At 55.3% G+C, this 26,430-nt stretch carries 21 protein-coding genes; 8 read left to right on the top strand and 13 right to left on the bottom strand.

What is annotated here, in order from left to right; genetic code table 11:
• Nucleotides 1–64: 64 nt before the first annotated feature.
• Entirely contained in the window at nt 65–1,288 is a 1,224-nt protein-coding gene (locus OGV52_RS04415; protein ID WP_049282451.1) for a phosphoadenosine phosphosulfate reductase, read from the top strand.
• Complete coding sequence (locus OGV52_RS04410; protein WP_047501774.1) at nt 1,273–1,890, top strand: IbrB-like domain-containing protein; 618 nt, start codon at nt 1,273–1,275, stop codon at nt 1,888–1,890. Before OGV52_RS04415 ends, OGV52_RS04410 begins: the two co-directional genes overlap by 16 nt.
• Here OGV52_RS04410 and OGV52_RS04405 read toward each other — a convergent pair whose 3' ends face one another.
• The gene (locus tag OGV52_RS04405) at nt 1,891–3,051 is read right to left on the bottom strand and encodes a pyridoxal phosphate-dependent aminotransferase (RefSeq protein WP_287108139.1); all 1,161 of its coding nucleotides are present in this window, start codon (nt 3,049–3,051) and stop codon (nt 1,891–1,893) included. It lies immediately after the preceding gene.
• 132 nt (nt 3,052–3,183) lie between these two features.
• On the opposite strand from OGV52_RS04405, the gene OGV52_RS04400 reads away from it, so the two are divergent.
• Nucleotides 3,184–4,272 (top strand): oxidoreductase, encoded by a 1,089-nt coding sequence (locus OGV52_RS04400; protein ID WP_016155948.1) that lies wholly within the window; start codon nt 3,184–3,186, stop codon nt 4,270–4,272.
• A gap of 104 nt (nt 4,273–4,376) precedes the next feature.
• On the opposite strand, the gene OGV52_RS04395 is transcribed toward OGV52_RS04400, so the two are convergent.
• The 7 genes from OGV52_RS04395 to entC form a co-directional block, all read right to left on the bottom strand.
• On the bottom strand, nt 4,377–4,574 hold the full coding sequence (locus tag OGV52_RS04395; protein ID WP_019076244.1) for a YbdD/YjiX family protein: 198 nt from the start codon (nt 4,572–4,574) through the stop codon (nt 4,377–4,379).
• Between the two features lie 63 nt (nt 4,575–4,637).
• Nucleotides 4,638–6,743, bottom strand: coding sequence for a pyruvate/proton symporter CstA (gene cstA, locus OGV52_RS04390; RefSeq protein WP_016152202.1), 2,106 nt, complete (start codon nt 6,741–6,743; stop codon nt 4,638–4,640).
• A gap of 184 nt (nt 6,744–6,927) precedes the next feature.
• A complete protein-coding gene (gene entH / locus OGV52_RS04385) occupies nt 6,928–7,341 on the bottom strand; it encodes a proofreading thioesterase EntH (protein WP_029139447.1) in 414 nt (137 codons plus the stop codon).
• A 2-nt stretch (nt 7,342–7,343) separates the two neighbouring features.
• Nucleotides 7,344–8,099, bottom strand: coding sequence for a 2,3-dihydro-2,3-dihydroxybenzoate dehydrogenase EntA (gene entA / locus OGV52_RS04380; protein ID WP_200051405.1), 756 nt, complete (start codon nt 8,097–8,099; stop codon nt 7,344–7,346).
• The gene (locus tag OGV52_RS04375; RefSeq protein ID WP_153690631.1) at nt 8,099–8,956 is read right to left on the bottom strand and encodes an isochorismatase; all 858 of its coding nucleotides are present in this window, start codon (nt 8,954–8,956) and stop codon (nt 8,099–8,101) included. Before OGV52_RS04375 ends, entA begins: the two co-directional genes overlap by 1 nt.
• Before the next feature lie 13 nt (nt 8,957–8,969).
• Nucleotides 8,970–10,580 carry a (2,3-dihydroxybenzoyl)adenylate synthase EntE gene (gene entE / locus OGV52_RS04370; protein ID WP_181546071.1) on the bottom strand — a complete coding sequence of 537 codons (1,611 nt, stop codon included), beginning with the start codon at nt 10,578–10,580 and terminating at the stop codon, nt 8,970–8,972.
• A 33-nt stretch (nt 10,581–10,613) separates the two neighbouring features.
• The gene (entC, locus tag OGV52_RS04365; RefSeq protein WP_287108137.1) at nt 10,614–11,789 is read right to left on the bottom strand and encodes an isochorismate synthase EntC; all 1,176 of its coding nucleotides are present in this window, start codon (nt 11,787–11,789) and stop codon (nt 10,614–10,616) included.
• Between the two features lie 187 nt (nt 11,790–11,976).
• Here entC and fepB point away from each other — a divergent pair, with 187 nt between their 5' ends.
• On the top strand, nt 11,977–12,933 hold the full coding sequence (fepB, locus tag OGV52_RS04360; protein ID WP_046275114.1) for a Fe2+-enterobactin ABC transporter substrate-binding protein: 957 nt from the start codon (nt 11,977–11,979) through the stop codon (nt 12,931–12,933).
• Between the two features lie 58 nt (nt 12,934–12,991).
• Here fepB and entS read toward each other — a convergent pair whose 3' ends face one another.
• Entirely contained in the window at nt 12,992–14,230 is a 1,239-nt protein-coding gene (entS, locus tag OGV52_RS04355) for an enterobactin transporter EntS (RefSeq protein ID WP_016152195.1), read from the bottom strand.
• A gap of 109 nt (nt 14,231–14,339) precedes the next feature.
• On the opposite strand from entS, the gene fepD reads away from it, so the two are divergent.
• From fepD to fepC, 3 genes are read left to right on the top strand one after another with little or no spacing between them, the layout of a single operon-like run.
• Nucleotides 14,340–15,347 carry a Fe(3+)-siderophore ABC transporter permease gene (gene fepD, locus OGV52_RS04350; RefSeq protein WP_046275115.1) on the top strand — a complete coding sequence of 336 codons (1,008 nt, stop codon included), beginning with the start codon at nt 14,340–14,342 and terminating at the stop codon, nt 15,345–15,347.
• Nucleotides 15,344–16,336 (top strand): iron-enterobactin ABC transporter permease, encoded by a 993-nt coding sequence (gene fepG / locus OGV52_RS04345; RefSeq protein WP_016152193.1) that lies wholly within the window; start codon nt 15,344–15,346, stop codon nt 16,334–16,336. The genes fepD and fepG overlap by 4 nt, the downstream gene beginning before the upstream one ends.
• Nucleotides 16,333–17,130, top strand: a complete 798-nt coding sequence (fepC, locus tag OGV52_RS04340; protein ID WP_046275116.1) for an iron-enterobactin ABC transporter ATP-binding protein — start codon at nt 16,333–16,335, stop codon at nt 17,128–17,130. Before fepG ends, fepC begins: the two co-directional genes overlap by 4 nt.
• Nucleotides 17,131–17,176: 46 nt before the next feature.
• Here fepC and wzz(fepE) read toward each other — a convergent pair whose 3' ends face one another.
• The 4 genes from wzz(fepE) to fes form a co-directional block, all read right to left on the bottom strand.
• The gene (gene wzz(fepE), locus OGV52_RS04335; RefSeq protein WP_287108135.1) at nt 17,177–18,310 is read right to left on the bottom strand and encodes an LPS O-antigen length regulator Wzz(fepE); all 1,134 of its coding nucleotides are present in this window, start codon (nt 18,308–18,310) and stop codon (nt 17,177–17,179) included.
• Nucleotides 18,311–18,538: 228 nt separating this feature from the next.
• A complete protein-coding gene (gene entF, locus OGV52_RS04330) occupies nt 18,539–22,429 on the bottom strand; it encodes an enterobactin non-ribosomal peptide synthetase EntF (protein ID WP_287108134.1) in 3,891 nt (1,296 codons plus the stop codon).
• Nucleotides 22,426–22,644 carry an MbtH family protein gene (locus tag OGV52_RS04325; RefSeq protein WP_016152190.1) on the bottom strand — a complete coding sequence of 73 codons (219 nt, stop codon included), beginning with the start codon at nt 22,642–22,644 and terminating at the stop codon, nt 22,426–22,428. The genes entF and OGV52_RS04325 overlap by 4 nt, the downstream gene beginning before the upstream one ends.
• A gap of 30 nt (nt 22,645–22,674) precedes the next feature.
• Nucleotides 22,675–23,892 carry an enterochelin esterase gene (gene fes / locus OGV52_RS04320; protein ID WP_016152189.1) on the bottom strand — a complete coding sequence of 406 codons (1,218 nt, stop codon included), beginning with the start codon at nt 23,890–23,892 and terminating at the stop codon, nt 22,675–22,677.
• Nucleotides 23,893–24,145: 253 nt separating this feature from the next.
• Between fes and OGV52_RS04315 the strand changes: the two genes are divergently transcribed.
• The gene (locus OGV52_RS04315) at nt 24,146–26,419 is read left to right on the top strand and encodes a TonB-dependent siderophore receptor (RefSeq protein ID WP_016155941.1); all 2,274 of its coding nucleotides are present in this window, start codon (nt 24,146–24,148) and stop codon (nt 26,417–26,419) included.
• Nucleotides 26,420–26,430: the final 11 nt, after the last annotated feature.

The following is a 26,430-nucleotide window of genomic DNA, read 5'->3' as shown; positions in this document are numbered from 1 at the left end:
ATTAGCATATCTTATTGTCAGCATTTGTTATTGTTTTAAATAATAATTTTGATATGAGTTTAATATGTCTATTTATAAAATCCCGCTTGATCAAAACGTGCTGGACGCCGCTCTGGAGCGCATAACCTGGGCGCTGGAAACTCTGCCTCGGGTTTGTGTCTCTTTCTCCGGCGGGAAAGATTCAGGACTGATGTTACATCTGACAGCTATGCTTGCACGCCAACTGCATAAAAAAATTGACGTACTATTTATCGACTGGGAAGCCCAGTTTTCCTGCACTATTGATTATGTTGAGGCGCTTCGTGCACGTTATTCTGATGTCATCGAGCGCTTTTATTGGGTGGCTTTACCGCTCACCACCCAGAATTCCCTCTCTCAATTTCAGCCAGAATGGCAGTGTTGGGAACCAGGTACTCCGTGGGTTCGCCAGCCTCCCACGGATGCCATAACCGATCCAGAGTATTTCTCCTTCTATCAACCCGGCATGACCTTTGAACAATTTGTTCGCGAGTTCGCTGACTGGTATTCAGAGAAACGTCCAGCCGGCATGATGGTCGGGATCCGCGCCGATGAGTCATATAATCGTTTTGTCGCCATTGCCAATTCGCAAAAGCAGCGCTTTGCCGATGATAAACCCTGGACCACCAGCGCCCCCGGCGGGCATACCTGGTATATTTACCCGATTTATGACTGGAAAACTGCCGATATCTGGACCTGGTTCGCAAAAACCAGAATGTCGTGCAATCCCTTATACAATCTCATGTATCAGGCCGGTGTCCCGACACGTTACATGCGTATTTGTGAGCCCTTTGGCCCGGAACAGCGTCAGGGATTATGGCTATATCACGTCATTGAACCCGAGCGTTGGGCAACCATGTGCGCCCGTGTCAGCGGTGTAAAAAGTGGCGGAATTTATGCCGGTCAGGACAACCATTTTTACGGGCACCGCAAAATATTGAAACCCGAACATTTAAACTGGCAGGAATACGCCATGCTGCTGCTCAACAGCATGCCGGAAAAGACCGCTGAGCATTATCGCAATAAAATCGCCATCTATTTGCAGTGGTATAAGAAAAAGGGCATGGACAATATCCCGCAAACTCAGGAAAAAGATATTGGCTCAGCGGATATTCCGTCATGGCGGCGTATCTGTAAAGTCCTGCTGAATAACGACTACTGGTGCCGGGCGCTGTCATTCAGCCCCACAAAACCCAAAAACTACCAACGTTATAATGAACGCATGAAAATAAAACGCCAGCAATGGGGAATCTTATGCAACACCGACTAACTCAAGAACTCACTGGTTTTCTTTCTGGGCTGTCAGAAGAAGAACGAATTGAAGCAATCAACCAATTCAGAATGGCTATCCACAGCGTCAGCCCTTTTCGCGAAGAGCCAGTAGACTGTGTACTATGGATTAAAAACGAGCATATCTCACCCAATGACTATAACCCCAATAACGTTGCGCCTCCGGAGAAAAAGCTGCTGCAGAAATCCCTCGAAGCAGACGGATTCACGCAGCCCATCGTGGTAGTTCACTCCACGGAGGAAGAATACGAAATTGTCGATGGTTTCCACCGTCATGAGCTAGGTAAAAGCAAACCGTCGCTGAAATCACGCCTGCATGGCTACCTGCCGGTCACCTGTTTACAGCGTGAACGCCATGAACGCATGGCAGCGACAATTCGTCATAACCGTGCCCGTGGGCGGCATAAAATTCATGCCATGTCGGAAATCGTTCGTGAATTATCACTACTGGGATGGAGCGCAGAGAAAATCAGTAAAGAGTTAGGTATGGACGACGATGAGGTTTTACGTCTGAAACAAATTAACGGTCTGCAAGAGTTGTTTGCCGACCGTCGCTTCTCCAAAGCCTGGACAGTAAAATAACTACAGTGCAACCACACGTTCGGCTGCCGCCAGCAGCGTCGATTCTTGCTTGGCAAAACATAGGCGAATCAGCTTATGCGGGAAAGGATCGGCGCAGAAAACCGACAACGGGATCGCGGCAACGCCCACTTCTTTGGTCAGCCACTGGCAAAACTCAACGTCGTTAAGCGTGGAGACGGCACTGTAATCGACCAGCAGAAAATAGGTGCCTTCACACGGCAAAATTTCCAGTCGGCTGTCACGCAGCGCGTTCACCAACACATCGCGTTTTTTCTGATAAAAGGCTGGCAACTCACGATAGTGTGTTGGATCCTCCCGCAGCATATCCGCCAGCGCCAACTGAGCCGGCGTATTAACTGAGAACGTCAGATACTGGTGTACCTTGCGTAATTCAGCGCTAATGGCGGCAGGCGCAACGCAGTAGCCGACTTTCCAGCCGGTCATATGGTAGGTCTTCCCAAACGATGAAACGGCAACGGCGCGTTCGCGCAGCTGTGAATGCGCCAGCACGCTGGCATGTCCTTGCCCGGCGAAGCAAATGTGCTCATAAACTTCGTCGCTGATGACAAAGATCTCGCGTTCTTTAATTGCCTGCCACAGGGCATCAAAATCGGCGTGATGCCATACGGTGGCGGAAGGATTGTGCGGCGTGTTAAGGATCACCAGTCGGGTGCGTTCGCTGAGTACAGCGCTAAATTCCTGCCAGTCGACGCGAAAAGACGGCGGTTGCAGCGCGATACGTTTAACTACGCCGCCGGATAATTCGACCGCGGGTGCATAGCTGTCGTAGCTCGGGTCAAAACAAATCACCTCATCGCCAGGACGCACCAGCGCCGTAATTGCGGCGAACAGCGCTTCTGTGGCCCCCGCCGTCACGGTCACTTCACTATTCGCATCAGGTTTATAGCCGTACAACTGCGCGGTTTTATCCGCAATGGCTTCGCGCAGCGGCTGTACGCCCGTCATCGGCGCATACTGGTTTGCGCCATGCGCGACGTGATACGCCAGACGTTCCTGCAAAAAGAGTGGGCCGTCAAAATCAGGAAATCCCTGCGAGAGGTTAATGGCCTGATGCTGCTGCGCCAGCGCGCTCATTTGCGTGAAGATAGTGGTGCCAAGACTAGGCAGTTTGCTTTGCGGAATCAGCGGGTTATTACTCATTATTGTTATCCCAGCGGGTGATGTTGTGGTTGAAGCCACTATAACACGATGCTAGTATTTGGCAATCAAGACGTTCAGACGTCTATATAAAAATAACCTGCATTGACAGGACAGCCAAAAGGACAACACAACATGAGTAATACCGAGATTCGCGTCGTCACCGGCCCGGCCAACTATTTTTCCCATCCCGGCAGCCTGTCAAGACTCAACGATTTTTTCACCGCAGAGCAACTCTCACGCGCCGTCTGGGTTTACGGTGAACGCGCCATCGACGCGGCTCGCCCTTATCTGCCTGAGGCATTTCATCTTGCCGATGCCAGGCACCTGCTGTTTACGGGACATTGCAGCGAAACCGATGTTACTCAACTGGCAAAAGAGTCAGGAGAGAATCGCAGCGTGGTGATTGGTGTGGGCGGCGGGACATTGCTCGACACAGCCAAAGCGCTGGCTCGTCGTCTGGGTCTGCCTTTTGTCGGTATTCCTACTATCGCAGCGACCTGCGCCGCATGGACACCGCTCTCCGTCTGGTACAACGATGCAGGCCAGGCGCTGCATTTCGAAATTTTCGCTGACGCCAATTTCCTCGTGCTGGTCGAGCCAGAGATCGTTCTCAATGCGCCTGAAGAATACTTACTGGCGGGGATCGGCGACACGCTGGCGAAATGGTACGAGGCCGTCGTGCTCGCACCTGAGCCGGAAAACCTGCCTCTGACCGTACGTCTGGGTATCCATGCTGCGCAGACGATCCGCGACGTCCTGTTGGAAAGCAGCGAACAGGCGCTGGTCGATAAGCAACAAGGCACGTTAAGCCGCACATTTTGCGATGTGGTGGATGCAATTATTGCCGGAGGCGGCATGGTCGGCGGTCTGGGTGAGCGCTACACCCGCGTGGCGGCAGCGCATTCGGTACATAATGGCCTGACCGTGCTCCCGCAAACGGAGAAGTTTTTGCATGGCACCAAAGTGGCGTACGGCATACTGGTGCAGAGCGCGCTGCTGGGACAAGATGATGTGCTGGCGCAGTTAATTACCGCCTATCAGCGCTTCAACCTGCCAACCCGGTTGGCTCAACTGGACGTGGACATCAACAACCGCGCCGAAATCGACAACGTGATTGCACACACCCTGCGCCCGGTGGAGTCCATTCATGCGCTGCCGGTAACGTTAACGCCACAGACGCTGCGCGCAGCCTTCGAAAAAGTAGAATCGTTTACGGTGTGATTATGGTGTGGGATGCCTGATGGCGGCAACGCAGCGAAACCCCTGGAGCTTACAAAGGTAAGTGACCAGGGTGAACACGCCTGCAGCTTGAATGATGAAGTGCATTAACAGCAGCGCGCGCCGCCTTTCCCCCCGTAGCGCGCATCCTGGCGTTCGCGGAAAAATTCTTCGTAGGTCATTGGCGTCAGGTCCGGATGCGTGACGCGCATATGCTCAACATAGTTGTCGTAATCCGGCACACCTATCATTAATCGGGCGGTTTGACCTAAATACTTCCCGGCTTTAGAGAGCGTTTCAAACATAGTGGTTCCCTGTCGAACAAACGCCCTCCCCATTCAGGAGAGGGCTCGTTGGTTAAGAGAATATTAGTGCGCGCCTTTCGCCTGCGCCACGATCTCTTCGACATTCTCAGGCATCGGTTCGTATGGCGTTTCTTTCGACGTAGGTTTGTCCTCTTTCAGTGCTGCCAGTGCAGTTTTGATGGAGAACAGACCTAGCACCACAACGACTACCATGAAGAAGATAGTGAGACCCGCATCCAGGCGGTTGTTAAACACCAACTGCGTCAGCTGCGACTGAGTGTACTGCGCCGGAATATTACCGCTGTCGATCATCGCCTGGAACTTGTTAGCGATGGCGAGGAAGCCAATTTTCGCATCCGGGCTAAACGCTTTCTGCCAGCCGGCGGTCAGGGTACAAATCAGCAGCCAGGCCGTTGGCACCAGCGCCACCCACGCGTAGCGCTGACGTTTCATCTTGAACAGCACCACCGCGCAAAGCATCAACGCCATACCGGCCAGCATCTGGTTGGCGATACCAAACAGTGGCCACAGGGTATTAATACCACCCAATGGATCCACCACGCCCTGGTGCAAGAAGTAACCCCAGGCCAGCACGCACAGCGCCGTTGCCAGCAGGTTCGCAGGCAGGGAATCAGTACGTTTCAGACCCGGTGACACCACGCCCAGCAGATCCTGCAGCATAAAGCGTGCGGCGCGCGTACCGGCGTCTACCGCCGTCAGAATAAACAGGGCTTCAAACAGAATGGCGAAGTGATACCAGAACGCCACATCCATCATGCCGCCCAGCGCACCATGCAGAATATACGCCATGCCCACCGCCAGCGTCGGCGCACCGCCTGCGCGGGAGATAATGGATTGTTCGCCGACATCGTTCGCAATCTGATGCAGCGTATCAGGCGTGATAACAAAGCCCCAACTGCTCACAACCTGTGCCGCTGACGCAACCACATCGGTGGTTCCGGCAGGTGCCAGTACAGCCATCGGGCTGTTCATCGCAAAATAGACGCCCGGGTCGATAACGCAGGCCGCCACCAGCGCCATAATGGCGACAAAGGATTCCATCAGCATCCCGCCGTAGCCAATAAAACAGGCCTGACCTTCATTCGCCAGCATCTTCGGCGTGGTGCCGGAGGCAATCAGCGCGTGGAAACCAGAGACCGCACCGCAGGCGATGGTAATAAACAAGAACGGGAACAGGTTACCGCTCCAGACCGGGCCTGTACCGTCAACAAACTTGGTCAGCGCAGGCATGGTCAGCGTCGGACGCATGATCAGAATCCCTACCGCCAGACCAACAATGGTACCGATTTTCAGGAAGGTAGAGAGATAATCACGCGGTGCCAGCAGCAGCCACACCGGCAACACAGCGGCGACAAAGCCGTATCCCACCAGCATCCAGGTCAACTGTACGCCGGTAAAGTCAAAGTACGGTGCCCAGGTCGGGCTTTCAGCCACCCAGCCACCGGAAATAATAGCAAACACCAGGAATACCAGACCGATAACCGACACTTCACCAATGCGGCCCGGGCGCAGATAACGCAGGTAAATCCCCATAAAGATCGCCAGCGGGATAGTAAAGGCGACGGTGTAGGTTCCCCACGGGCTGTGGGTCAGCGCTTTCACGACGATCATCGCCAGTACCGCGAGGATAATCACCATGATCATAAAACAGGCTACCAGCGCAATGACGCCCGCCGTTGGGCCCATCTCTTCTTTCACCAGTTCGCCAAGGGAACGCCCATCGCGACGGGTAGAAACAAACAGCACCATAAAGTCCTGCACCGCCCCCGCCAGTACCACCCCGGCAAGCAGCCAGATCATACCCGGCAGATAGCCCATTTGCGCCGCCAGCACCGGTCCAACTAATGGACCCGCTCCAGCAATCGCCGCGAAATGGTGGCCAAACAGCACTTTTTTATCGGTAGGAACATAGTCCAGACCATCGTTATGACGCACGGCAGGCGTCATACGCGTCGGGTCCAGCGCCAGTACATTTTTCGCGATGTACAGGCCGTAGAAACGGTAAGCGATAAGGTAGACACAGACCGACGCCACGACTATCCACAACGCGTTGATCTGTTCGCCACGATTTAATGCGATATAGCCGAGGGCAAATGCTCCCATAACGGAGAGCACTGTCCAGACGAGGTACTTCCCTGATTTATTCATACTTGGTTTTCCGTTGTCCTGGTCAGAGAGATGTTACATTTTGTTTCTATAACATCTTTTCCGAATTTAACAACCTGACAACCATGTAAACCCGAAGTATCACTGAGTATTTACATTGCATTGTTAACTGGATCACTTCATTTAGCCGTTAACCCTGCAATTTCATTTTACTTTGTCGGGCGACTCACCCCATCACCGCAGTGCCTAAACGACAGGTGCAACAGCGTCGTCCCTGCTCATCAAAGATGACGATTTCCCAGCTTTGACTCTGACGCCCGAGGTGCAACGGCTGGCAAACGCCGCGCACTTTCCCCTGCGCAACCGCCCGATGGTGCGTGGCGTTCAGTTCCGTACCCACTACACACTGCCCGTCGCGAGTCATCAGATAACCCGCCATCGAACCCAATGTTTCCGCCAGGGCCGCCGACGCGCCGCCGTGCAGCAGACCAAACGGCTGATGCGTCCGGCTATCCACCGGCATTTCGGCTTCCAGCACATCATCCCCCAGTCGGGTATAGACCATGCCTAAATGCGCCACCATCGTGTTCTGACTGGTGGCATTCAGTTCATCCAGCGTTAAATGACGTTTCCAGATCATCGTCATGCCCCCAGCGTGGAGCCGCCGTCCACCACGATATCCTGAAGCGTGATGTGGCTCGCCAGATCGGAGGCGAGGAATAAAATCGTGTTAGAGATTTCCTGTGGACGAGCGATTTTCCCCAGTGGAATGCCGAGCTTAAACTGCTCGCCAAACCCACGAATGCGCTGTTGCTCCGCATCATCGCTGACCCACAACGTACGCTGCATGTCGGTGTCGGTCGAGCCTGGCGAAACCACATTGCAACGCACACCGCTGCCTGCCAGTTCAAGACCGACGGTCAGTGCCAGGTTTTTCAGCGCGGCTTTTGACGCACCGTATGCGCTCATACCGATACGCGGCGTGTGCGCCGCATCCGACGCGACGGTCACGATTGCCCCGCCCTGCTGGCGACGAAACTGCGCCATCGTCTGCTGAAACAGATTGAACGCCCCACCAACGTTAACCGCAAACGTCTGCTGCCACTCCTCAATGCTCAGCGCATCGGTGGCCCCCATACGCAAAATACCCGCCGCATTGACCAACACATCCAACCGCTCGCGCGTTTGCAGGACGCGCTGACACACCTCAGCCACCTGTTCAGCATTCGCCACATCCAGCACTTCGGTGGCAAACGGGTAGTTATTCTGAGAAAATTCACGATCGAATCCTGTCACCTCAGCACCCGCTTTCACAAACGCCAGCGCGGTGGTGTAGCCAATCCCTTTTCCCGCGCCGGTTACCCAGACGGTTTTCCCTGCGAAGTCAAATCCAGACATTACTTCACCTCGCGAGAGAGCAGCGTCCACCAGGCGTCAATGGTCGGGTTTTTCGCCAGCATCACGAAGTCAATATCGCTATGAACCTTACGCCAGCGCGCCGCCAGCGCCATCATGCGCACAGAATCCAGTCCGTAGTCGATCAGGTTTTCGTCATCCATCGGCTCTTCGGACTCATCGAGCAGCGGCAGAATAATGCTGCGTAACGCATCTTTGCTGGCCGGTACCGGCGTCGGTAATAATTCCTGAGTCATCACCACACGCCCGGAGCGTCCCGCCACGTATTTCAGCGACATCAGATGTTCGTCACGGCTAAAGTCTGCCAACGCATCGGCAACCATAAACGGCTTGATGTCGCGCATAAAGGCGTCCGTTGCGGTGGTCATACAGCCAATATGCGCATACACGCCGGTAATGATCAGTTGATTACGTCCGGTTTCCTTAAGCATCTGCTCCAGCGGGGAGCGATGAAATGCGCTGTAACGCCATTTCACCAGAATGGTATCCGCTTCATCCGGCGCCAGCGCCTCTACGATTTTTTGCTGTTCCGGCGAACGCGTCAGTCCCGGTCCCCACATATCATTGAGCAGTGCGCGGTCTTCATCACTCTGTTCTTTCGGCTGAGCGGTGTAATACACCGGAATGTTATGCTCTTTGCAGTACTGACGCAGTGCGGCGATGTTAGCGACGACCTGCTCCATCATCGGGCAGTTATCGCCCCAAAAACCGATAAAATAGTCCTGCATGTCGTGGATCAGCAGCGCGGCGCGTTCGGGGTCAAACGCCCAGTCCACTTTGTTCACCGGAACATCAAGCGCCGTGGGTAGCGCATAAGCCTGCAGTTTAGGAATTGCCATCTCTTATTCTCCTTCAGGCCAGTGAACGTGATGCCAGCCACTGACGTAATTGTTTTTTATCTACTTTCCCAACCGGAGTCAGCGGTAACGACTCAACGCACTCCACGCGGTCAGGTAATTTAAATTCCGCTACGCCCTGTTCGCGTAGAAAACGACGCACCTGCACCGCTCGCAGCGGCTCTTTTACCACCAACCAGGCACAGCTTTTCTCGCCCATCAGTTCGTCATCCATACTGACCAGCGCTGCATGGATCACCATCGGGTGGCGCAGCAGCAGGTTTTCAATCTCTTCTGCAGCGATCTTCTCCCCACCGCGGTTGATCTGATCCTTCTCGCGTCCCTGGACGGTGATGTAGCCATCTCGATCGATGGCGATCAGATCGCCGGAGCAGTAAAAACCGTTGGCGTCAAAGGCGCTGGCATTGTGCTCAGGACTGTTGAAGTAGCCGCGGAAGGTGTATGGGCCACGCGTCATCAGGCGCCCGGTTTCTCCCTCGGCTAAAGGGTTGCCGTCAGCGTCTGCTACCCAGACTTCATCATCGGGACACATCGGGCGGCCCTGGGTATTGATGATGCGTTCAGGACTGTCGTCCAGACGGGTGTAGTTCACCAGCCCTTCCGCCATGCCGAAGACCTGCTGCAGCTGGCAGCCAATCTCCGCCGGAATACGCGCCGCAAGCGAGGCGGAAAGCCGAGCCCCACCGACCTGTAGCAGCGTCAGCGAAGCCAATTGCGCATTGCTCCCCCACTCCGCAATTGCCTGCAGCCACAGGCTCACCGCTGGCGGCACCAGCGCCGTGACGTTAACCTGATGCTGTTCAATCAGAGGGAAGCACAGGGTGGCGCTCGGGTCAGCCGCCAGCACGACGGTGCCGCCAGCCAGGAATACCCCCAACGCGCCAGGCGAACTCATCGCGTAGTTATGCGCCGCCGGGATCGCGCATAAATAACGCGTTTCCCCGGTGAAGCGGCAAATCTCATTACTGCGACGCACGCTGTAGTAGTAATCGTTATGGGTACGAGGAATCAGCTTTGGCGTCCCGGTAGTCCCGCCAGAAAGCTGGAAATAGGCCACCTCATCAGCAGGCGATGGCGTGGCGGAAAAATCAGTCGCAGGCTGGCTTATCGCCGTTTGCAGATTGTGTTCGCCTTCATCATTACGCAGTTGCACCACGCGCACTGAATTGTGTTCAGCCACAAAAGCGTTAAGAAAATCGTCTCCGCTAAACAACGCATGCTGACGATCGGCAATCAGCAGCGCCGGTTCAATCTGTTTGGCATAGGCGTTAAGCTCGTTTCGCTGATGGCTGAATAATGCCAGCACCGGAGCTACGCCCAGCTTGAGCAGCGCAAAGAAAGTGATATACAACTCAGCCACGTTGCCCAGTTGCACCAGCGCGGTTTCGCCGGGTTTGATCCCCTGACGGCGCAGACTGCAGGCGAGATTGTCAGTGGCCTGATTCAGTTGGCGATAGCTCAGGTGGCATTCGCCATCGATCACCGCCGTATGGTCGCTGTCGGCGTGACGGGTCAGAATGTCGGTCAGCGGCAAATCCTGCCAGTAACCTTTTTCACGATAGCGGCGGGCAAACTCCTCCGGCCAACGGGTGAAAGGAATACTCATTATCGCTCCTTAGAGGCCTGGTCAATAAGGCTCTTAATGCAGTCCAAAAACATTCAACATCGTGGAGAGTTTGGCTCCCGTTTCACGCCATTCCGCAACCGGAGACGAGGCCGGAACAATCCCGGCACCGGCAAAGAAACGTACCTGATTACGCAGCAGCTTCGCACAACGGATCGTCACCACCCATTCGCCGTTGCCTTGGGCATCACACCAGCCGACAATGCCACCGAACAGTTCGCGATCGAACGGCTCCAGCTCGGCGATAAGTTTGCGCGCAACCTGATGCGGGAAGCCGCTCAGCGCAGGCGTCGGATGCAGCAGACACGCGAGCGTCAGGGCGTTTTCTTGCGCGTTGGCTTTACCTTCAAACGGCGTGCCGAGGTGCCAGAGCGTAGGCGTGGTGACCAGTTGCGGAGAAGAAGGGAGTTGCAGTTCACGGCTGCGATCGCGCAGGACATTTTTCATGGCCTGCGTCACCAGTTCGTGCTCATGGCGATCCTTTTCGGACGCCAGCAGGCGGATGCCCGCCTCACGGTCCAGCACATCGTCCGGTTGACGACGTGCCGAGCCTGCCAGCGGTAATGAGCTGAAACGATCGCCTTCTTTGCGTAACAGCAGTTCCGGACTGGCGCCAATCAATACGCCACCGTCTTCAAGGGGAACGTGAAAGTTGTAGCTCGCCGGATTTTGCGCCACCAGGCGCTCCAGCAGCGCCCCACTGTCAATATTGGCATCAGCGGTAATATCGATCAGGCGTGACAACACCACTTTGTCGACTTCCGGGGTTGCCGTCAGCACAGCCGCGCGAGCGACCATATCTTCAAAGAAGTTCTGTTCCGGGATCGATTTACGTTCAACGACGTTCAGCGACTGATGCGCGTTAAAGTAACGAGATGATTGCTGCTTCGCCGTTCGGGAGAACGTCTGCCACGACTGGGGAATAAACAGCGATGACGGCTGGCGGGTGTCAAAAGGAATCGCCCCGACCATGATGGGGTTAGCGATACCCTGCGCTATGGCATCAGCAAACAGCGCATGCATTTTTTGTTGGAAAGGGCTGTCTGGCGAATCGCCATCAATTGCCGGTTCCGCATAGCGGGCGAAGCATCCTGACGTCGTAAAACTACGGTACGGCGACATAAAGAAAAAACTGTCGGGAGCGAGCGTCGGCATAGTCTGCGTTTTTTCCTCGGCCAGTGACGTTTCCATATCATCCTCCAAAAATGATAAAAGCTCTAATAATGATTATCATTTATATTTTCGGTCGCTAACCTAAAAGCAAAGCGGCGGTATGTCAACTCTTGTGGCAGCACAATGTGCGACTTTGGCTTGCATCCTTGTCCACTAACAATGAAAATGAGAAGCATTACTTATACTGATAACAGGATGCTGATTCGTGAGTCTCCCCTCTTTTTGCCGCACCGTGCTCTTACTGGCAGGTTTGTCTATTTCAGGAATTTCTTTAGGTTATGCCGCCGACTGGCCGCGTCAGGTTACCGACAGTCGTGGTACGCATACGCTGGAACATAAGCCGCAGCGAATTGTCTCCACCAGCGTCACCCTCACCGGCTCGCTGCTGGCAATTGATGCCCCGGTCATCGCCAGCGGCGCCACTACGCCGAACAATCGCATCGGCGACGCACAGGGCTTTTTACGCCAGTGGAGCGAAGTGGCAAAAGCGCGCAAACTGAGCCGCCTGTATATCGGCGAACCGAGCGCTGAGGCCGTGGCGGCGCAAATGCCGGATCTGATTCTGATCAGCGCCACCGGGGGAGATTCAGCCCTCGCGCTATACGATCAGCTGTCCACCATTGCGCCAACGCTCATCATTAATTACGACGACAAAAGCTGGCAGGCGCTGCTGACGCAGTTAGGTGAAATTACCGGTCAGGAGCAACAGGCGGCTGCGCGTATTGCCGAGTTTGATAAGCAACTGCAGGCGGTCAAGCAGCGTATTACCCTGCCGCCGCAACCGGTCAGCGCGCTGGTATACACCGCTGCAGCGCACAGCGCCAACCTGTGGACGCCTGAGTCGGCGCAGGGCAAGCTGATGGAGCAGTTAGGGTTCACCCTGGCACCGCTGCCTGCCGGATTGCACACCAGCCAGAGTCAGGGCAAACGCCACGATATCATCCAGCTTGGCGGTGAGAACCTGGCGGCTGGCCTGAACGGCGAAGCGCTGTTCCTGTTCGCTGGCGACAACAAAGATGCCGACGCCATTTATGCTAATCCGCTGCTGGCGCATCTGCCTGCCGTGCAGAATAAACGTGTTTACGCCCTGGGTACGGAAACCTTCCGTCTCGACTACTACAGCGCGACCTTGCTGCTGCAACGTCTGTCAGCTCTCTTTTAATCGCCAGCGCCGGATACGGCTAACGCCTTATCCGGCCTACAAACCGTAGAGGACAACGCTATCCGGCATTCACAGGCATTTGTCGGAATCGGCGCACTTCTCCCAGCAACAGCAGCAGTAGCAGACCGACAATCACCAGCCCAAACCCACTTACGCTTGCCGAAGCAACCGGTGTCATCATCGCCCCTAATCCCCCTAACAGCGCCGCGCCGATCGCATCTCCTGTAACGTTCTGCGCAGTCCACAAACCGTTAATTCGCCCGAGCATCGCTTCTGGCGTCTGCGTCTGTAACAGGGTGTACTGCAACAAAGAGCTGACTGCACTCAGCCAGCCGAACAGCGCCAGGCAGACAACGCCAAGCTCCCAGACCGGCATCAACCCAAACAGACCGATAGCCAGGAACGAAGCCACGGTCGATACCAGCATGATCAGTCCCGGACGAACGCTGTGCGCCAGTTGTCCGCTGGTCAACGCGCCCACCGCCGCGCCAAGAGGAATGGCCGCATACAGCAGACCTATTTGCGCACTCGACATTTGCCAGTTAATCGCCAACGCGGGATACAACACGCGCACGGCGCTCGCCATAGTCAACAGACCGCCAAGCAGCGCAATGCCGCCAATCAGCGGGCTGGCAAGCAGAAAGCGAAATGCTGCCAGCAGCGATTTTAGCGGATGCTCGCGCGGCTGCGGCGGAGGCGGCAGCGCGGGAAGGCTCAGCAACGGCAGCAAGGTAATGAAAGTGCCCGCCGCCGCCAGACCGTAGTTCCAGGCCACGCCACCGGTCGCGAGCAATACCCCGCCAAGCATCGGCGAAATAACCGAACCCAGACGTACCGTCAGCATGGTAATCGCCCCGGCCTGCATCAAATTCTCCCGGCCAACCAGCGCCGGTGTTGCCGCCAGCAACGCGGTCACGCCCAGCGAGGCAAAGAAACCGTCCCATAAGCCAAGCAAATAAATCGCCAGTAACGACGGTTCGGGCAGCAGCGCATTCAGACACAGACCAATAAAGCCGATTCCGCAGGTTCCACGAGCCAACAGGATCACTTTTTTACGCTCATAGCGGTCGGCCAGCACCCCGCCCACCATCAGACCAATAAACATTGCGCTGCCGGTCAACGTCACTGACAAACCTACCTGCCAGGTCGACTGGGTCATCATCTGGATCTGTACCGGAACCGCCACGCCGAGTAGCCCCAGAGAGACAATGGAAATAAAACGGGCGAGGAAGACGGCGCGAAATGCAGGGTGGGTCTTTAACAGGCTGAGATTGAGCAGCCAGGATTGTCGATTCATTACAGAGCCTTACCAGGTACTTTTTCAATATCCATTCGATGGCTGCACATGCTAACATATCCAAATAAGATCGATAACGATAATTACTATCATTATCAGGGAAGTTGATATGTCATGCTCTGTTTCCGCGACACGTGCCTTCGCCGTGCCCGGACTATTGTTATTACTTGTTCTCACCACGGTATTAAGTCTGGTTATTGGCGCCAAGTCGCTACCGGCCTCCGTGGTGCTGGATGCACTTACCAGCAGTTGTCAAAGCGCTGATTGCACCATCGTGCTGGACGCGCGACTGCCGCGCACGCTGGCGGGGCTTCTAGCCGGTGGGGCGCTGGGTCTGGCTGGTGCATTAATGCAAACGCTCACGCGTAACCCTCTCGCCGATCCCGGCATTCTGGGCGTTAACTCCGGTGCCAGCTTCGCTATTGTGCTGGGAGCCGCGCTGTTCGGTTTTTCCTCTGCGCAAGAGCAACTGCTGATGGCCTTTTCCGGGGCGCTGGCCGCGTCGCTTATAGTGGCATTTACCGGCAGCCAGGGCGGCGGGCAGTTAAGCCCGGTGCGCCTGACGCTGGCGGGCGTTGCGCTGGGCGCGGTACTGGAAGGATTATCCACCGGAATCGCCCTGCTCAACCCGGATGTCTACGATCAGTTGCGTTTCTGGCAGGCCGGTTCATTGGATATCCGCAGCCTGCAAACGCTGAAGGTCGTCCTGGTGCCGGTACTGATTGCCGCGGCTGTCGCGTTGTTCCTTAGCCGTGCTCTGAATAGCCTGAGCCTCGGGAGCGACACCGCCACCGCGCTTGGCAGCAAAGTCGCTCGCACGCAGTTTATTGGCCTGCTGGTGATTACCGTACTGTGCGGCAGTGCGACCGCGATTGTCGGCCCTATCGCCTTTATCGGCCTGATGATGCCGCATATGGCACGCTGGCTGGTGGGGGCAGATCACCGTTGGTCGCTGCCCGTTACCCTGCTGGCAACCCCCTCTCTGTTGTTAATTGCCGATATCATCGGTCGCCTGATTGTCCCCGGCGAACTGCGCGTTTCAGTGGTCAGCGCATTTATCGGCGCGCCGGTGCTTATCTTTCTGGTACGCCGGAAACCGCGCGGGGGTGGCGCATGATGCACCTCTCCCGCCGCCTGATCGTCAGCAGCCTGCTGCTGGTTGTAGGTTGTCTCGCCGTTGGCTTGTGGAGCCTGCGTAGCGGCGTCGTGACGCTGGAAACCCAGCAAATTATTGCCGCTCTGCTTGGCGATGCGCCGCGCAGTATTACGCTGGTGGTGACCGAATGGCGTTTGCCACGCGTGCTGATGGCGCTATTGATAGGCGCGGCGCTCGGCGTGAGCGGTGCAATATTCCAGTCGCTGATGCGCAACCCGCTGGGCAGCCCGGATGTGATGGGTTTCAATACCGGTGCCTGGAGCGGTGTGCTGGTGGCAATGGTGCTGTTCGGACAGCATCTCACCGCTATCGCGCTTGCGGCCATGGTTGGCGGGGTCCTGACGTCTCTGGTGGTCTGGGCGCTCGCTTGGCGCAATGGTATCGACACCTTCCGGCTGATTATTATTGGGATCGGCATACGCGCCATGCTGGTTGCGTTCAACACCTGGCTACTGCTGAAGGCATCATTAGAAACCGCGCTGACCGCCGGACTGTGGAACGCCGGATCGCTCAATGGCCTGACCTGGGCCAAAACCTGGCCTTCTGCCCCACTGATTATCCTTATGCTGGTGTGCGCCACGCTGCTGGTGCGCCGGATGCGTTTACTGGAAATGGGTGATGACAGCGCCTGTGCGCTTGGCGTCAGCGTAGAGCGCTCACGTCTGATGATGATGCTGGTTGCGGTTGTACTGACCGCTGCCGCCACCGCGCTGGCTGGCCCTATCTCGTTCATTGCCCTTGTCGCCCCACATATCGCGCGGCGGATTAGCGGCACATCGCGCTGGGGATTAACCCTGTCGGCGCTGTGTGGCGCGTTGCTGCTGTTGATGGCGGATTTATGCGCCCAACAGCTGTTTATGCCTTATCAGCTTCCGGTGGGCGTTGTCACCGTAAGCCTCGGCGGTATTTATCTTATCGTCTTGTTAATTCAGGAGTCCCGCAAAAAATGATCGAATCAGTAGCCCGTTTGCGTGGCGACCAGTTAACGCTGGGTTATGGCAAATTTACCGTAGCGGAAAACCTCAATGTGTCGATTCCAGACGGTCACTTCACCGCGATTATCGGGCCAAACGGCTGCGGAAAATCAACGCTACTGCGCACGCTTAGTCGTCTGATGACGCCCGCGCACGGTAAGGTCTGGCTCGACGGCGAGCATATCCAGCACTATGCCAGCAAAGAGGTTGCTCGCAGAATAGGTTTGTTGGCGCAGAACGCCACCACGCCGGGTGATATTACGGTACAGGAGCTAGTTGCCCGTGGGCGCTACCCGCACCAGCCATTGTTTACCCGCTGGCGAAATGAGGATGAAATCGCGGTCTCAAACGCAATGCAGGCGACGGGAATCACTCATCTTGCGTCACAAAGTGTGGATACCCTTTCCGGTGGACAACGCCAGCGCGCATGGATTGCGATGGTGCTGGCGCAGGAAACGTCGATTATGCTGCTCGACGAACCTACCACCTGGCTGGATATCAGCCATCAGATCGATCTGCTGGAGCTGCTGAGTGAGCTAAACCGGGAGAAAGGGTATACGCTGGCCGCCGTTCTGCACGATCTTAATCAGGCGTGTCGCTATGCAACGCATCTGATTGCGCTGCGTGACGGAAAAATTGTTGCCGAGGGTGCGCCGAAGGAGATCGTCACCGCGCAGCTTATTGAAAAAATCTATGGTCTGCGCTGTATGATTATCGACGATCCAGTTGCCGGAACGCCGTTAGTGGTGCCGCTTGGGCGCAATAAATAGCAAGATTTACCGTCTGGCGGACTGTTCGCCGCCAGACGAAAAGGCATCACACCAGTTGTTGGTCAATAAACGTCATTTTTTGCTTACGCGCCACCATGGCGTAATTCAGCAGAACACCACCACACGCCACCATGCCTCCCAGCAAAGCTGCCAAAATAACGATCATCGATTTTGCCGGACCATCTTTATGCACCGGTAACGAAGGTGAAAGTTGATATTTAAATGGCGTAAATTTTACATCATCCACATTCATAGCTAACAGCTGTTCAACGTGATATTGGCGGTTACGTAATTCCCCGTTAATTTCAGCAACATCCGTTACCGACTTTTCTATTTCTAATTTACGTGCAATGCCGTCAGCACCCAGTGAAATAGAAAAATCAGGGTCATCTTTCACCGCCTGGCCATTACTGTAGACCGGTTTTTTAATCCCAGCGGCATTCGCAATTTCCAGTGAATAATGCAGTCGCTGGATATTAGCGTTCAGTTGATTCTTAAGCCTGACGCGATCCATCTCCAGTCTTTCTTTCTCAAAACTGGTTTTGATGGACAGTTTATTGCGAATATCTTCCAGCGTTTCTTTCACCACAGCATCAGAAATATACTGGATATAGCCCTTCAGCACAGACTGGGCTTCTTCAGCCTGGGGCGCGGTAAAGCTTAGCGTCCATGCGGTATACAGCGAAGTCTCATTCTTTTTTCCCACATTGCTGTCAACGGCGTTCATTTTTTCACTGAGCCTGACAATTGCCCGATGCAGGTCCATTTCATCGATATCAGCGCCTTTCAGTTGTCCCATCACGTAAGGAGAAGAACGCAGATACTCTTCCAACAATGAGGGCGACTGAAATTTTTTGATAAACAGGTTAAATACATCACCACGGCTAACGTTAATATCCATATCCAGTACGCGCAATTTGGTCAACGTATTTTCGAGGTTCTGCCACTGGACGGGCTCGGCCGGCGTCACGATGGCCTGACTGGTCCATTTTTGCGGTAGTAGAAAAGAGACCAGAATACCCACACAGGCAAAGGCGAAAACGGTCGCCATAATTTTCGTCCTGGCGCGCCATAAGATTTCGATTAGATTAACTAAATCGATTTCGTTAGCATTTACCGCTGGCTGAGGATACGCAGTAAAATCCGAAACGTTATCTTGCTTAATATTTAATGATGACATGTGTGTGACCTGAGATCCGTACCCAAAGAAGAACATTTCCGAAAGAGAAGTCTACCAGTTAGTAAGAATTATCCGAAACACTCTTTGTGCACGAAGCCCTACCAAAAATTATATTCGGAATTTATTCACCCTTTTAATCGCCCTCATCACACCAAAAAAGATCAACCCCATAACATAATTATTACATCATGGGGTTATTTGATCGTCGCGATAGTAAGATTCGCTTTGTTACACCGATTTATTGATCAGGGTGTTTATTATTGGCCCTATCGCCTCAAACGAGCTGGGAGAGATAATATCGACATGCGCGCAGTCCTGACGATATACATCCAGACTGGATATCCACGGTGACCAACTGCGTTCAGGACTGACACCCGGCACTAAAGTGCGCTCAGCAACGAACAGCGTGGCGTGACCAGCAAACGGCACGCTGTGTGCCGTGGTGAGCAGGCGAACCGCATCGGCGTAGTTGCCTTCGATAGCATTAAATAAGGCCTCTGACGCATTCCCCTGCTGCGCTGCCAGAAACGCTTCACGTTCACGCTCGATCTCGGCCAGTACCGCGGGATCCAACCCATTAGCCTCCTTTTCCTGCCAGTTTTGCGTTTCCGGCGGCCAGGTATCCAGCAGCCCCAGGAATGCAACTGTCTCTCCTCTGGCATGTAAGCGTGCGGCGATTCCCTGCGCCAACGTCCCCCCCAGCGAGTAGCCTAATAAATAATAGGGACCATGAGGCTGCTGGCTGCGCAGCGTTGCCAGGTGATGTTCACATACCGCATCAAGGTTTTCCGCCGTCTGCATAGGGCCATCCGGTCGCGGTGACTGAATGCCAATAATCGACCACTGCGGGCTGAGGTAACGCGACAGCACGCTAAACTGCCAGGCGAAACCCGACGCCGGATGGAAGCAAAACAGCGTTGGGCCATGACTTTCACGCAGCGGCAGCAGCGTCTCGAATCCCAGACGCTGCGACTGTTCATCATCATTGCTCTCCAGCAGTGCACTCAGTTGTTCAACAGTAGAAGCCACCATTATCTGCCCAGGCGTTACCTGACGCTCAAAAATCTGGCTCAACTGCGCTGCCAGCTTCATCGCCAGCAGCGAATGTCCGCCAAGCGCAAAGAAGTCAGCCTCTACGTCATTAACCTCGCAATCCAGCAAAGCCGCAAAAGACTGCGCGATGGCGGTTTCAGTCCCTGCTCGCGGCGCACGTCCTGACGTACGCGACGTCAACTGCGGCATCGGCAGCGCTTTACGATCCAGTTTACCGTTTGCACTCAGCGGCAGCTCCGCCAGTTGCAACAATACCGTCGGCACCATATGCGCAGGCAGTTTTTCACGCAGAGTTTCCCGCAATGCAGACGTATCCAGCGGTAACCCCGATTGCGACACCAGATACCCCACCAACTGTCGTGCATCGCCGCCTGTCGCCGCCGCCTGGTTGAATACGCAGGCGTGGGCAACGGCATGTTCGACATCTGGCAGTTGCTGCATCACCCGATCAATCTCACCGAGCTCAATGCGCTGTCCGCGAATTTTAAGCTGGTCATCGCTGCGCCCGAGGTATTCCACTGCGCCATTCTCCAGCCAGCGCGCCACATCCCCGGTACGGTACATGCGTTCACCAGGGTTAAATGGATCGGCGATAAAGCGGCTCGCAGTTAGATCCGCTCGCCCCAGGTATCCTTGCGCCAGTTGGATCCCCGTCAGATAGAGATCACCTGCCACGCCAAAGGGCACCGGGCGCATCATGGCGTCCAGGATCCGTAAACCGGTATTCCATACCGGATAGCCAATCGGCACGCTATTGCCCGTTACGGCAGCGAGATCGTCCCCCCAGGCCGGATACCAGCTCACATCGACTGCCGCTTCCGTTGGCCCGTATAAATTGTGCAGTGGCGCATGAGTCAACTGTTCCCATTCGCGGCATAAATCTGCAGGTAAGGCTTCGCCGCTGCAGAATACCCGTTTCAGCGAGGCACAGCTCTCCCGCGCGGTTTCCGGCGTCAGTGAAGCAACAAAAGCGGCCAGCATAGAGGGAACAAAGTGCGTGGTCGTCACCCCTGACTGCGCAAAGAACTGCTGCATCGCCAGCGGATCGCGGTGCGCTTCAGGTTCTGCCATGACCAGTTTTGCCCCGGCAATAAACGGCCAGAAAAACTCCCATACCGAGACGTCAAAACTGCACGGCGTTTTTTGCGCCACCACATCATCCGCGGTCAGTGGATAGTGATTTTGCATCCACAGCAAACGGTTAACGATGGCTGTTTGCCCAACCATCACCCCTTTTGGTCTGCCGGTAGAACCGGAAGTAAAAATAATATAGGCCGTATGATTAGGTTGAGATAGCGCCAGCGGTGCAGCATCCTCTTCTGGCAGCGGCGCGTTGTAGCACAGACTTTCCAGCTCCGGAATATCGCTAAAGCGCGCCAGTTGCTCTTCGGTCGCGATCAACAATTTTGGCTTCGCGTCTTCGAGCATCATCCGCAGGCGATCGTCCGGGTATCCGGTATCCAATGGCAGCCAGGCGGCTCCCGCCTCAACAATACCGTGCAGCGCCAGCGTGAGGAACACGGAACGCGGTAATGCCACGGCAACGCTGTCACCAGGCTGTACGCCACGTTCGCGCAGGCGGCGCGCCAGCGCCACGACCTGTTGGCGCATTTCACGATAGCTAAACTGATAGCGGGCATCAGCCAGCGCCGGGGCATCCGGCGTTTTATCGGCCTGCTGTGCCACCAGCGCGCTCAGCGTGGTGGACGGGATCGCCACGGTCGTGTCGTTAATCTTCGCCAGCCGCTCATGTTCTGTCGGCAACAGCATCCCGGCATCGCCGCAGCATAGCGACGGATTGTCGGCAAACTGCGCGATAAGCGCGGTTAAACGCGATGCATGTTGCGCCAGCGTCGCGGCATCGTAGCGCTGTTTATTGGCCAGGATTTCAATACTCAGCCCGCCGTTTTCATCCGGGAACAGCGCCAGCTCCAGATCGTTCACCGGACCTGTCGCCAACGTATGGGTTTGCGCCTGAACACCAGGAATATTCAGTTGATAGTCGAATATTTTCACGTTCAGTACCGGGCCAAACAGCGGTTCGGCACCGGCTGCGCGCCCGCTGTCGCGAACAATTTGCTCAGCATCATATCGCTGATGTCGGCGCATTTTCTTCAACTGTGCGGCCAGTCGTTGGGCAAGTGCAGGCAAGCTTTCTGCCGCATTCAACTGCACGCCAAATGGCAGGACGTTTAAAACCGGTCCGGTGGACGTGAGCGCCGCCGACCCCATACGCCGCATAAAGATAAACCCGGCGGCATATTCCATTCGGCTGCATAAACGTCCGAGCCACAGCGCCACCAGCGCGAGGGCCAGATCCGCACGCTGAACGTCTGGCATACGTGCCGCAAGCCGGCGAAACTCCCCTTCAGGCGCGGTTAACTTCAGACGAATAATATCCGCGCTGGCCGACCGCCCTGGCAGGGGTTTGTTAGACAGAGAAGCCGGAGGTGGGAGTTGCTTTCGCTGCTCGGTCCAGAAGGCGCCGTCGCGTTGCCAGGCATCGCTTTGCCGATACTGTTGATACTCTTCCACCACCTCAGAAAATGGCGTAAAAGGTGATTCCGGCGTGGGCTCGCCATGCAGCCATGCGCGGTAAATTGCGGCTATCTGGCGGGTAATGGCAGGGAAACTGAAGCCATCAACCAGCAGATGATGGTAACGCTGATACCAATACCAACGCTTTTCTCCCACCTGAATGAGCAGGTGAAAAACCAGCGGCTTAGTGCCATCAGCACGGATGTCCTGCTGCAGGTCTGCCTGCATCAAGGCGCGCGCTGCCGCATGCGGATCGGATTTTTCGCGCAGATCGATAATTTCTGGTGTCGCAAAGGCAAGCGCAGAGTCTACCCATTGCCAGACCTCGCCGTTATCTTCGCTAAACCGCATCCTAAGAGTATCGGCCTGCTCCAGACCTGCCACTACCGCTTTCGCCAGCAACGGTGCGTCCAGTTCGCCGGTTAATTCTACGTAGTGCGCCACGCTCCACGCTGAGGGCAATGTGGAGAGTTTTTCCGCCATCCAGATCCCCGGCTGAGCCGCAACTAACGGTAAACGTTGAGTCATGGAGCCTCCTGCACATCGACGTAGTTCGCTGGCGTCAGCGTGGTCCAGTTGGCATCCAGCCATTGCTGGCAGGCTTCCTGTGATTGGGGTTCGCACGCGACCGTCCAGCCAGCAGGAAGTGAGCATTGCTGCGGCCAAAGGCTAAACTGACGTTGGGGATTTTGCAGAATGTAAAACTGGCCCTGCGGATTATCGAAGGGGTTACTGAATTCCATACTCAACTCCTGTCGTGGAACATCGTCCGGTTAAATCGTGTCGGTAAGCGGTTGCCAGAGCGTGATCAGCCCTTGCATCAGTCCGCCGCGCCAGCAAAGCGCATCGTGTCCACCATCAACCTGACGCCAGAAAATAGACTGTGGTGCAGAGGGTAACTGGGCATATAGCGCCTGATTTGCGCGATAAATAATGGGTTCGCGGATCCCAGCTTCCAGGACAATACGCAGCCCCTGGGCGCTTATCTTTCCGCTCTTCAGTTGCTCAACGATCGCCCCATCCTGATGACCACCACGATGCGGCCACCAATAAGAGCCCGACTGGCTGAGCACACAGCCAAAGCGCGCGGGCCAGTTCAGCCCGGCATACAGCGATGACAGCCCGCCAAAACTTTGCCCGGCGACGACGGTACGCTGCGGGTCGTCACTGAACGCGGTCGTGGTCTTCACCAGCGGCAATAACTCCTGCTGTACCGCCAACCAAAAATCCGCATTACACGGCAATTCGCGGCTGCGGTGAGCCGTGTCGATGGTATCAATCAGGAGATAAACGGCGGGCGGGAGGTGTCCGCGATGGGTGAGTGAAGTCAGCGCAGGCCAGACCGGCATACTCTGTGCCCAAAACTGTCCGTCCAGCAGGATAGCCAGCGGACGCGCTTCCGGCTGGGCTTCACCAGTGGTAAACACCCACACGCGGCGCGTATTGCCGAGCCTGGCGCTACGCCATTGCAGGCAAACTGCGGGCGAGTCGGGGTTTTCAGGTCGATCCCATCCCGGTTGTACGGGTGCATCAGGCATTTCCAGCGCAGACACCGCATGGCCACGACCGCCCTGCCAGCTCTGCGGATTGAGGGGATCGGCAATAGCCTGCGGCAACAATTGCCGCCAGCCTTCACGCAGCACGGTTCGGTCAGGCGCTTCGCCCGGCGTCTGCGCGGCAAAAATATCATTTCGTTCTGTTGGGATAAAACAGTAACTGCCGCGCCAGTTGGCGCTAAGGGAAACACTCCAGCACCAAACATTTGTTCCGTCAATGCGTTGCATCGACTGCGGGGTGGCATTTTGATGGTGGTCGGTGACGCCGGTGATATAGACCCATACGCGATGAATGGCTGACTCTTTTTCCGTTCCCTGCGGGTCGCGCCACCAGAAGGTTACCCGATAATTTCCGTTGTCTTCACGCTCCCACTCCGGGCCTTTTTTTGACTGCCACCACGCCTCGCTTCCCATCTTTAACGTCGTCACCGCCATAACCCCATGTTTATTGTCAAATTTTATGATCTAGCGTGAAATATATTGATAATATTATTGATAACTATTTGCATTTGCAATAGCGTATTGTCGCGCTGTGGGAAGCGCGCACAGTTTTTCACCACTTATAAACCGGCCTGGCGCTGCGTACTTTTTCTGGAATGGAGGGTTTACGCGGATGCGGGCGACATCAGACCAAATGCCGCACCACGGCACATTGGTACTCGTGGCTAAAAGAACAGCAGGACATACAATGAACAACAAGATTCATTCACTGGCCTTATTGGTCAATTTAGGGATTTACGGGGTAGCCCTGCCAGCGATGGCAGAAGATCAAACCGATAGCGCCGCTGTCTCTCATGAAGACACCATCGTGGTTACCGCCGCCCAGCAGAACCTGCAGGCACCGGGCGTTTCAACCATTACCGCTGATGAAATTCGTAAGAATCCTCCCGCTCGCGATGTGTCGGAAATCATCCGTACCATGCCAGGCGTCAACCTGACCGGTAACTCAACCAGCGGTCAACGCGGCAACAACCGCCAGATCGATATTCGCGGCATGGGGCCGGAAAACACCCTGATTCTGATCGACGGCAAACCGGTAACCAGCCGTAACTCTGTGCGTCAGGGCTGGCGCGGCGAGCGTGATACCCGCGGCGATACCGCATGGGTGCCACCAGAAATGATCGAACGTATTGAAGTGCTGCGCGGTCCTGCCGCGGCACGCTATGGCAACGGTGCGGCTGGCGGCGTGGTGAATATCATCACCAAAAAAGGCAGCAACGAATGGCACGGCTCCTGGGATACCTATTTCAACGCCCCGGAACATAAAGACGAAGGTTCAACCAAACGCACCAACTTTAGCCTGAACGGTCCGCTGGGCGGGGATTTCAGCTTCCGTTTGTACGGTAATCTCGATAAAACCCAGGCCGACGCCTGGGATATCAACCAGGGTCATCAGTCAGAACGTACCGGCACGTATTCAAATACTTTACCGGCCGGTCGTGAAGGGGTGATCAACAAAGACATTAACGGCGTGGTTCGCTGGGATTTCGCCCCGCTCCAGTCACTGGAACTGGAAGCTGGCTATAGCCGTCAGGGCAACCTGTATGCGGGCGACACTCAAAACACCAACACCAACCAACTGGTGAAAGATAACTACGGGAAAGAGACCAACCGTCTTTACCGCCAGAACTACTCTCTGACCTGGAACGGCGGCTGGGATAACGGCGTCACTACCAGTAACTGGGTGCAGTATGAACATACGCGCAACTCCCGTACGCCGGAGGGCCTGGCGGGGGGTACCGAAGGGATTTTCGACCCGAATGCGTCACAAAAATACCTCGACGCCGACCTGAGTGACGTCATGCTGCACAGTGAAATCAGCATTCCGTTAGATCTGCTGGTTAACCAAAATCTGACGCTCGGTACCGAATGGAACCAGCAGCGCATGAAGGACATGTTGTCCAATTCGCAGACCTTTATGGGCGGTGATATTCCAGGGTCCAGCAGCACCAACCGCAGCCCGTACTCAGACGCAGAGATTTTCTCTCTGTTTGCTGAAAACAACATGGAACTGACCGACAGCACCATGCTGACGCCAGGTTTGCGTTTCGATCATCACAGCATTGTGGGCGATAACTGGAGTCCGTCCCTGAACCTGTCCCAAGGTCTGGGCGATGATTTCACCCTGAAGATGGGGATTGCGCGCGCCTATAAAGCGCCAAGCCTGTATCAGCTCAACCCGAACTACATTCTGTACAGTAAAGGTCAGGGTTGCTACGCCACCGGCTCCGCGACCGGTATTGGTTGCTACATGATGGGCAACGATGACCTGAAGGCCGAAACCAGTATCAACAAAGAGATTGGTCTGGAGTTCAAACGCGACGGCTGGCTGGCTGGGGTAACCTGGTTCCGCAACGATTACCGTAACAAGATTGAAGCAGGTACAGTCCCGTTCGACAGAACGTCTATCACCAACAAAGGGAAAACGACTTATACCGATATCTATCAGTGGGAAAACATTCCTAAAGCGGTAGTTGAAGGTCTGGAAGGAACGTTGAACGTGCCGGTTAGCGAAACCGTTAACTGGACCAACAACATTACCTACATGCTGCAAAGTAAGAATAAAGAGACCGGCGAGCGTCTGTCGATTATTCCTGAATACACGCTGAACTCGACCCTGAGCTGGCAGGCACGTGAAGATCTGTCATTGCAATCCACCTTCACCTGGTACGGCAAACAGCAGCCGAAAAAATACGATTACCAGGGTAAACCCGTTACCGGTAGCTCGGCCAGTGAAGTCAGCCCATACAGCATCGTCGGCCTGAGTGCGACCTGGGATGTGACGAAAAACGTCAGCCTGACCGGCGGCGTGGATAACGTCTTTGACAAACGTTTATGGCGTGAAGGGAATGCCCAGACCACGGGCGATATCGTGACCGGGAACTATATGGCGGGCGCAGGCGCGCACACCTATAACGAACCGGGCCGGACGTGGTTCATGAGCGTTAACACACACTTCTGATAACGTTTTTC

Source organism: Citrobacter sp. Cb041, assembly GCF_030336655.1.
In the GTDB taxonomy this organism is placed as follows: domain Bacteria; phylum Pseudomonadota; class Gammaproteobacteria; order Enterobacterales; family Enterobacteriaceae; genus Citrobacter; species Citrobacter braakii.
Note: the sequence above shows the minus strand (reverse complement) of the source record. Positions and strands in the feature narration are given on the sequence as shown.

Bases quoted from the DNA above. Each gene is read 5' to 3' on its own strand.
- OGV52_RS04415 (WP_049282451.1), top strand. From the start codon at position 65: ATGTCTATTTATAAAATCCCGCTTGATCAAAACGTGCTGGACGCCGCT.
- OGV52_RS04410 (WP_047501774.1), top strand. From the start codon at position 1,273: ATGCAACACCGACTAACTCAAGAACTCACTGGTTTTCTTTCTGGGCTG.
- OGV52_RS04405 (WP_287108139.1), bottom strand. From the start codon at position 3,051: ATGAGTAATAACCCGCTGATTCCGCAAAGCAAACTGCCTAGTCTTGGC.
- OGV52_RS04400 (WP_016155948.1), top strand. From the start codon at position 3,184: ATGAGTAATACCGAGATTCGCGTCGTCACCGGCCCGGCCAACTATTTT.
- OGV52_RS04395 (WP_019076244.1), bottom strand. From the start codon at position 4,574: ATGTTTGAAACGCTCTCTAAAGCCGGGAAGTATTTAGGTCAAACCGCC.
- cstA (WP_016152202.1), bottom strand. From the start codon at position 6,743: ATGAATAAATCAGGGAAGTACCTCGTCTGGACAGTGCTCTCCGTTATG.
- entH (WP_029139447.1), bottom strand. From the start codon at position 7,341: ATGATCTGGAAACGTCATTTAACGCTGGATGAACTGAATGCCACCAGT.
- entA (WP_200051405.1), bottom strand. From the start codon at position 8,099: ATGTCTGGATTTGACTTCGCAGGGAAAACCGTCTGGGTAACCGGCGCG.
- OGV52_RS04375 (WP_153690631.1), bottom strand. From the start codon at position 8,956: ATGGCAATTCCTAAACTGCAGGCTTATGCGCTACCCACGGCGCTTGAT.
- entE (WP_181546071.1), bottom strand. From the start codon at position 10,580: ATGAGTATTCCTTTCACCCGTTGGCCGGAGGAGTTTGCCCGCCGCTAT.
- entC (WP_287108137.1), bottom strand. From the start codon at position 11,789: ATGGAAACGTCACTGGCCGAGGAAAAAACGCAGACTATGCCGACGCTC.
- entS (WP_016152195.1), bottom strand. From the start codon at position 14,230: ATGAATCGACAATCCTGGCTGCTCAATCTCAGCCTGTTAAAGACCCAC.
- fepD (WP_046275115.1), top strand. From the start codon at position 14,340: ATGTCATGCTCTGTTTCCGCGACACGTGCCTTCGCCGTGCCCGGACTA.
- fepG (WP_016152193.1), top strand. From the start codon at position 15,344: ATGATGCACCTCTCCCGCCGCCTGATCGTCAGCAGCCTGCTGCTGGTT.
- fepC (WP_046275116.1), top strand. From the start codon at position 16,333: ATGATCGAATCAGTAGCCCGTTTGCGTGGCGACCAGTTAACGCTGGGT.
- entF (WP_287108134.1), bottom strand. From the start codon at position 22,429: ATGACTCAACGTTTACCGTTAGTTGCGGCTCAGCCGGGGATCTGGATG.
- OGV52_RS04325 (WP_016152190.1), bottom strand. From the start codon at position 22,644: ATGGAATTCAGTAACCCCTTCGATAATCCGCAGGGCCAGTTTTACATT.
- fes (WP_016152189.1), bottom strand. From the start codon at position 23,892: ATGGCGGTGACGACGTTAAAGATGGGAAGCGAGGCGTGGTGGCAGTCA.
- OGV52_RS04315 (WP_016155941.1), top strand. From the start codon at position 24,146: ATGAACAACAAGATTCATTCACTGGCCTTATTGGTCAATTTAGGGATT.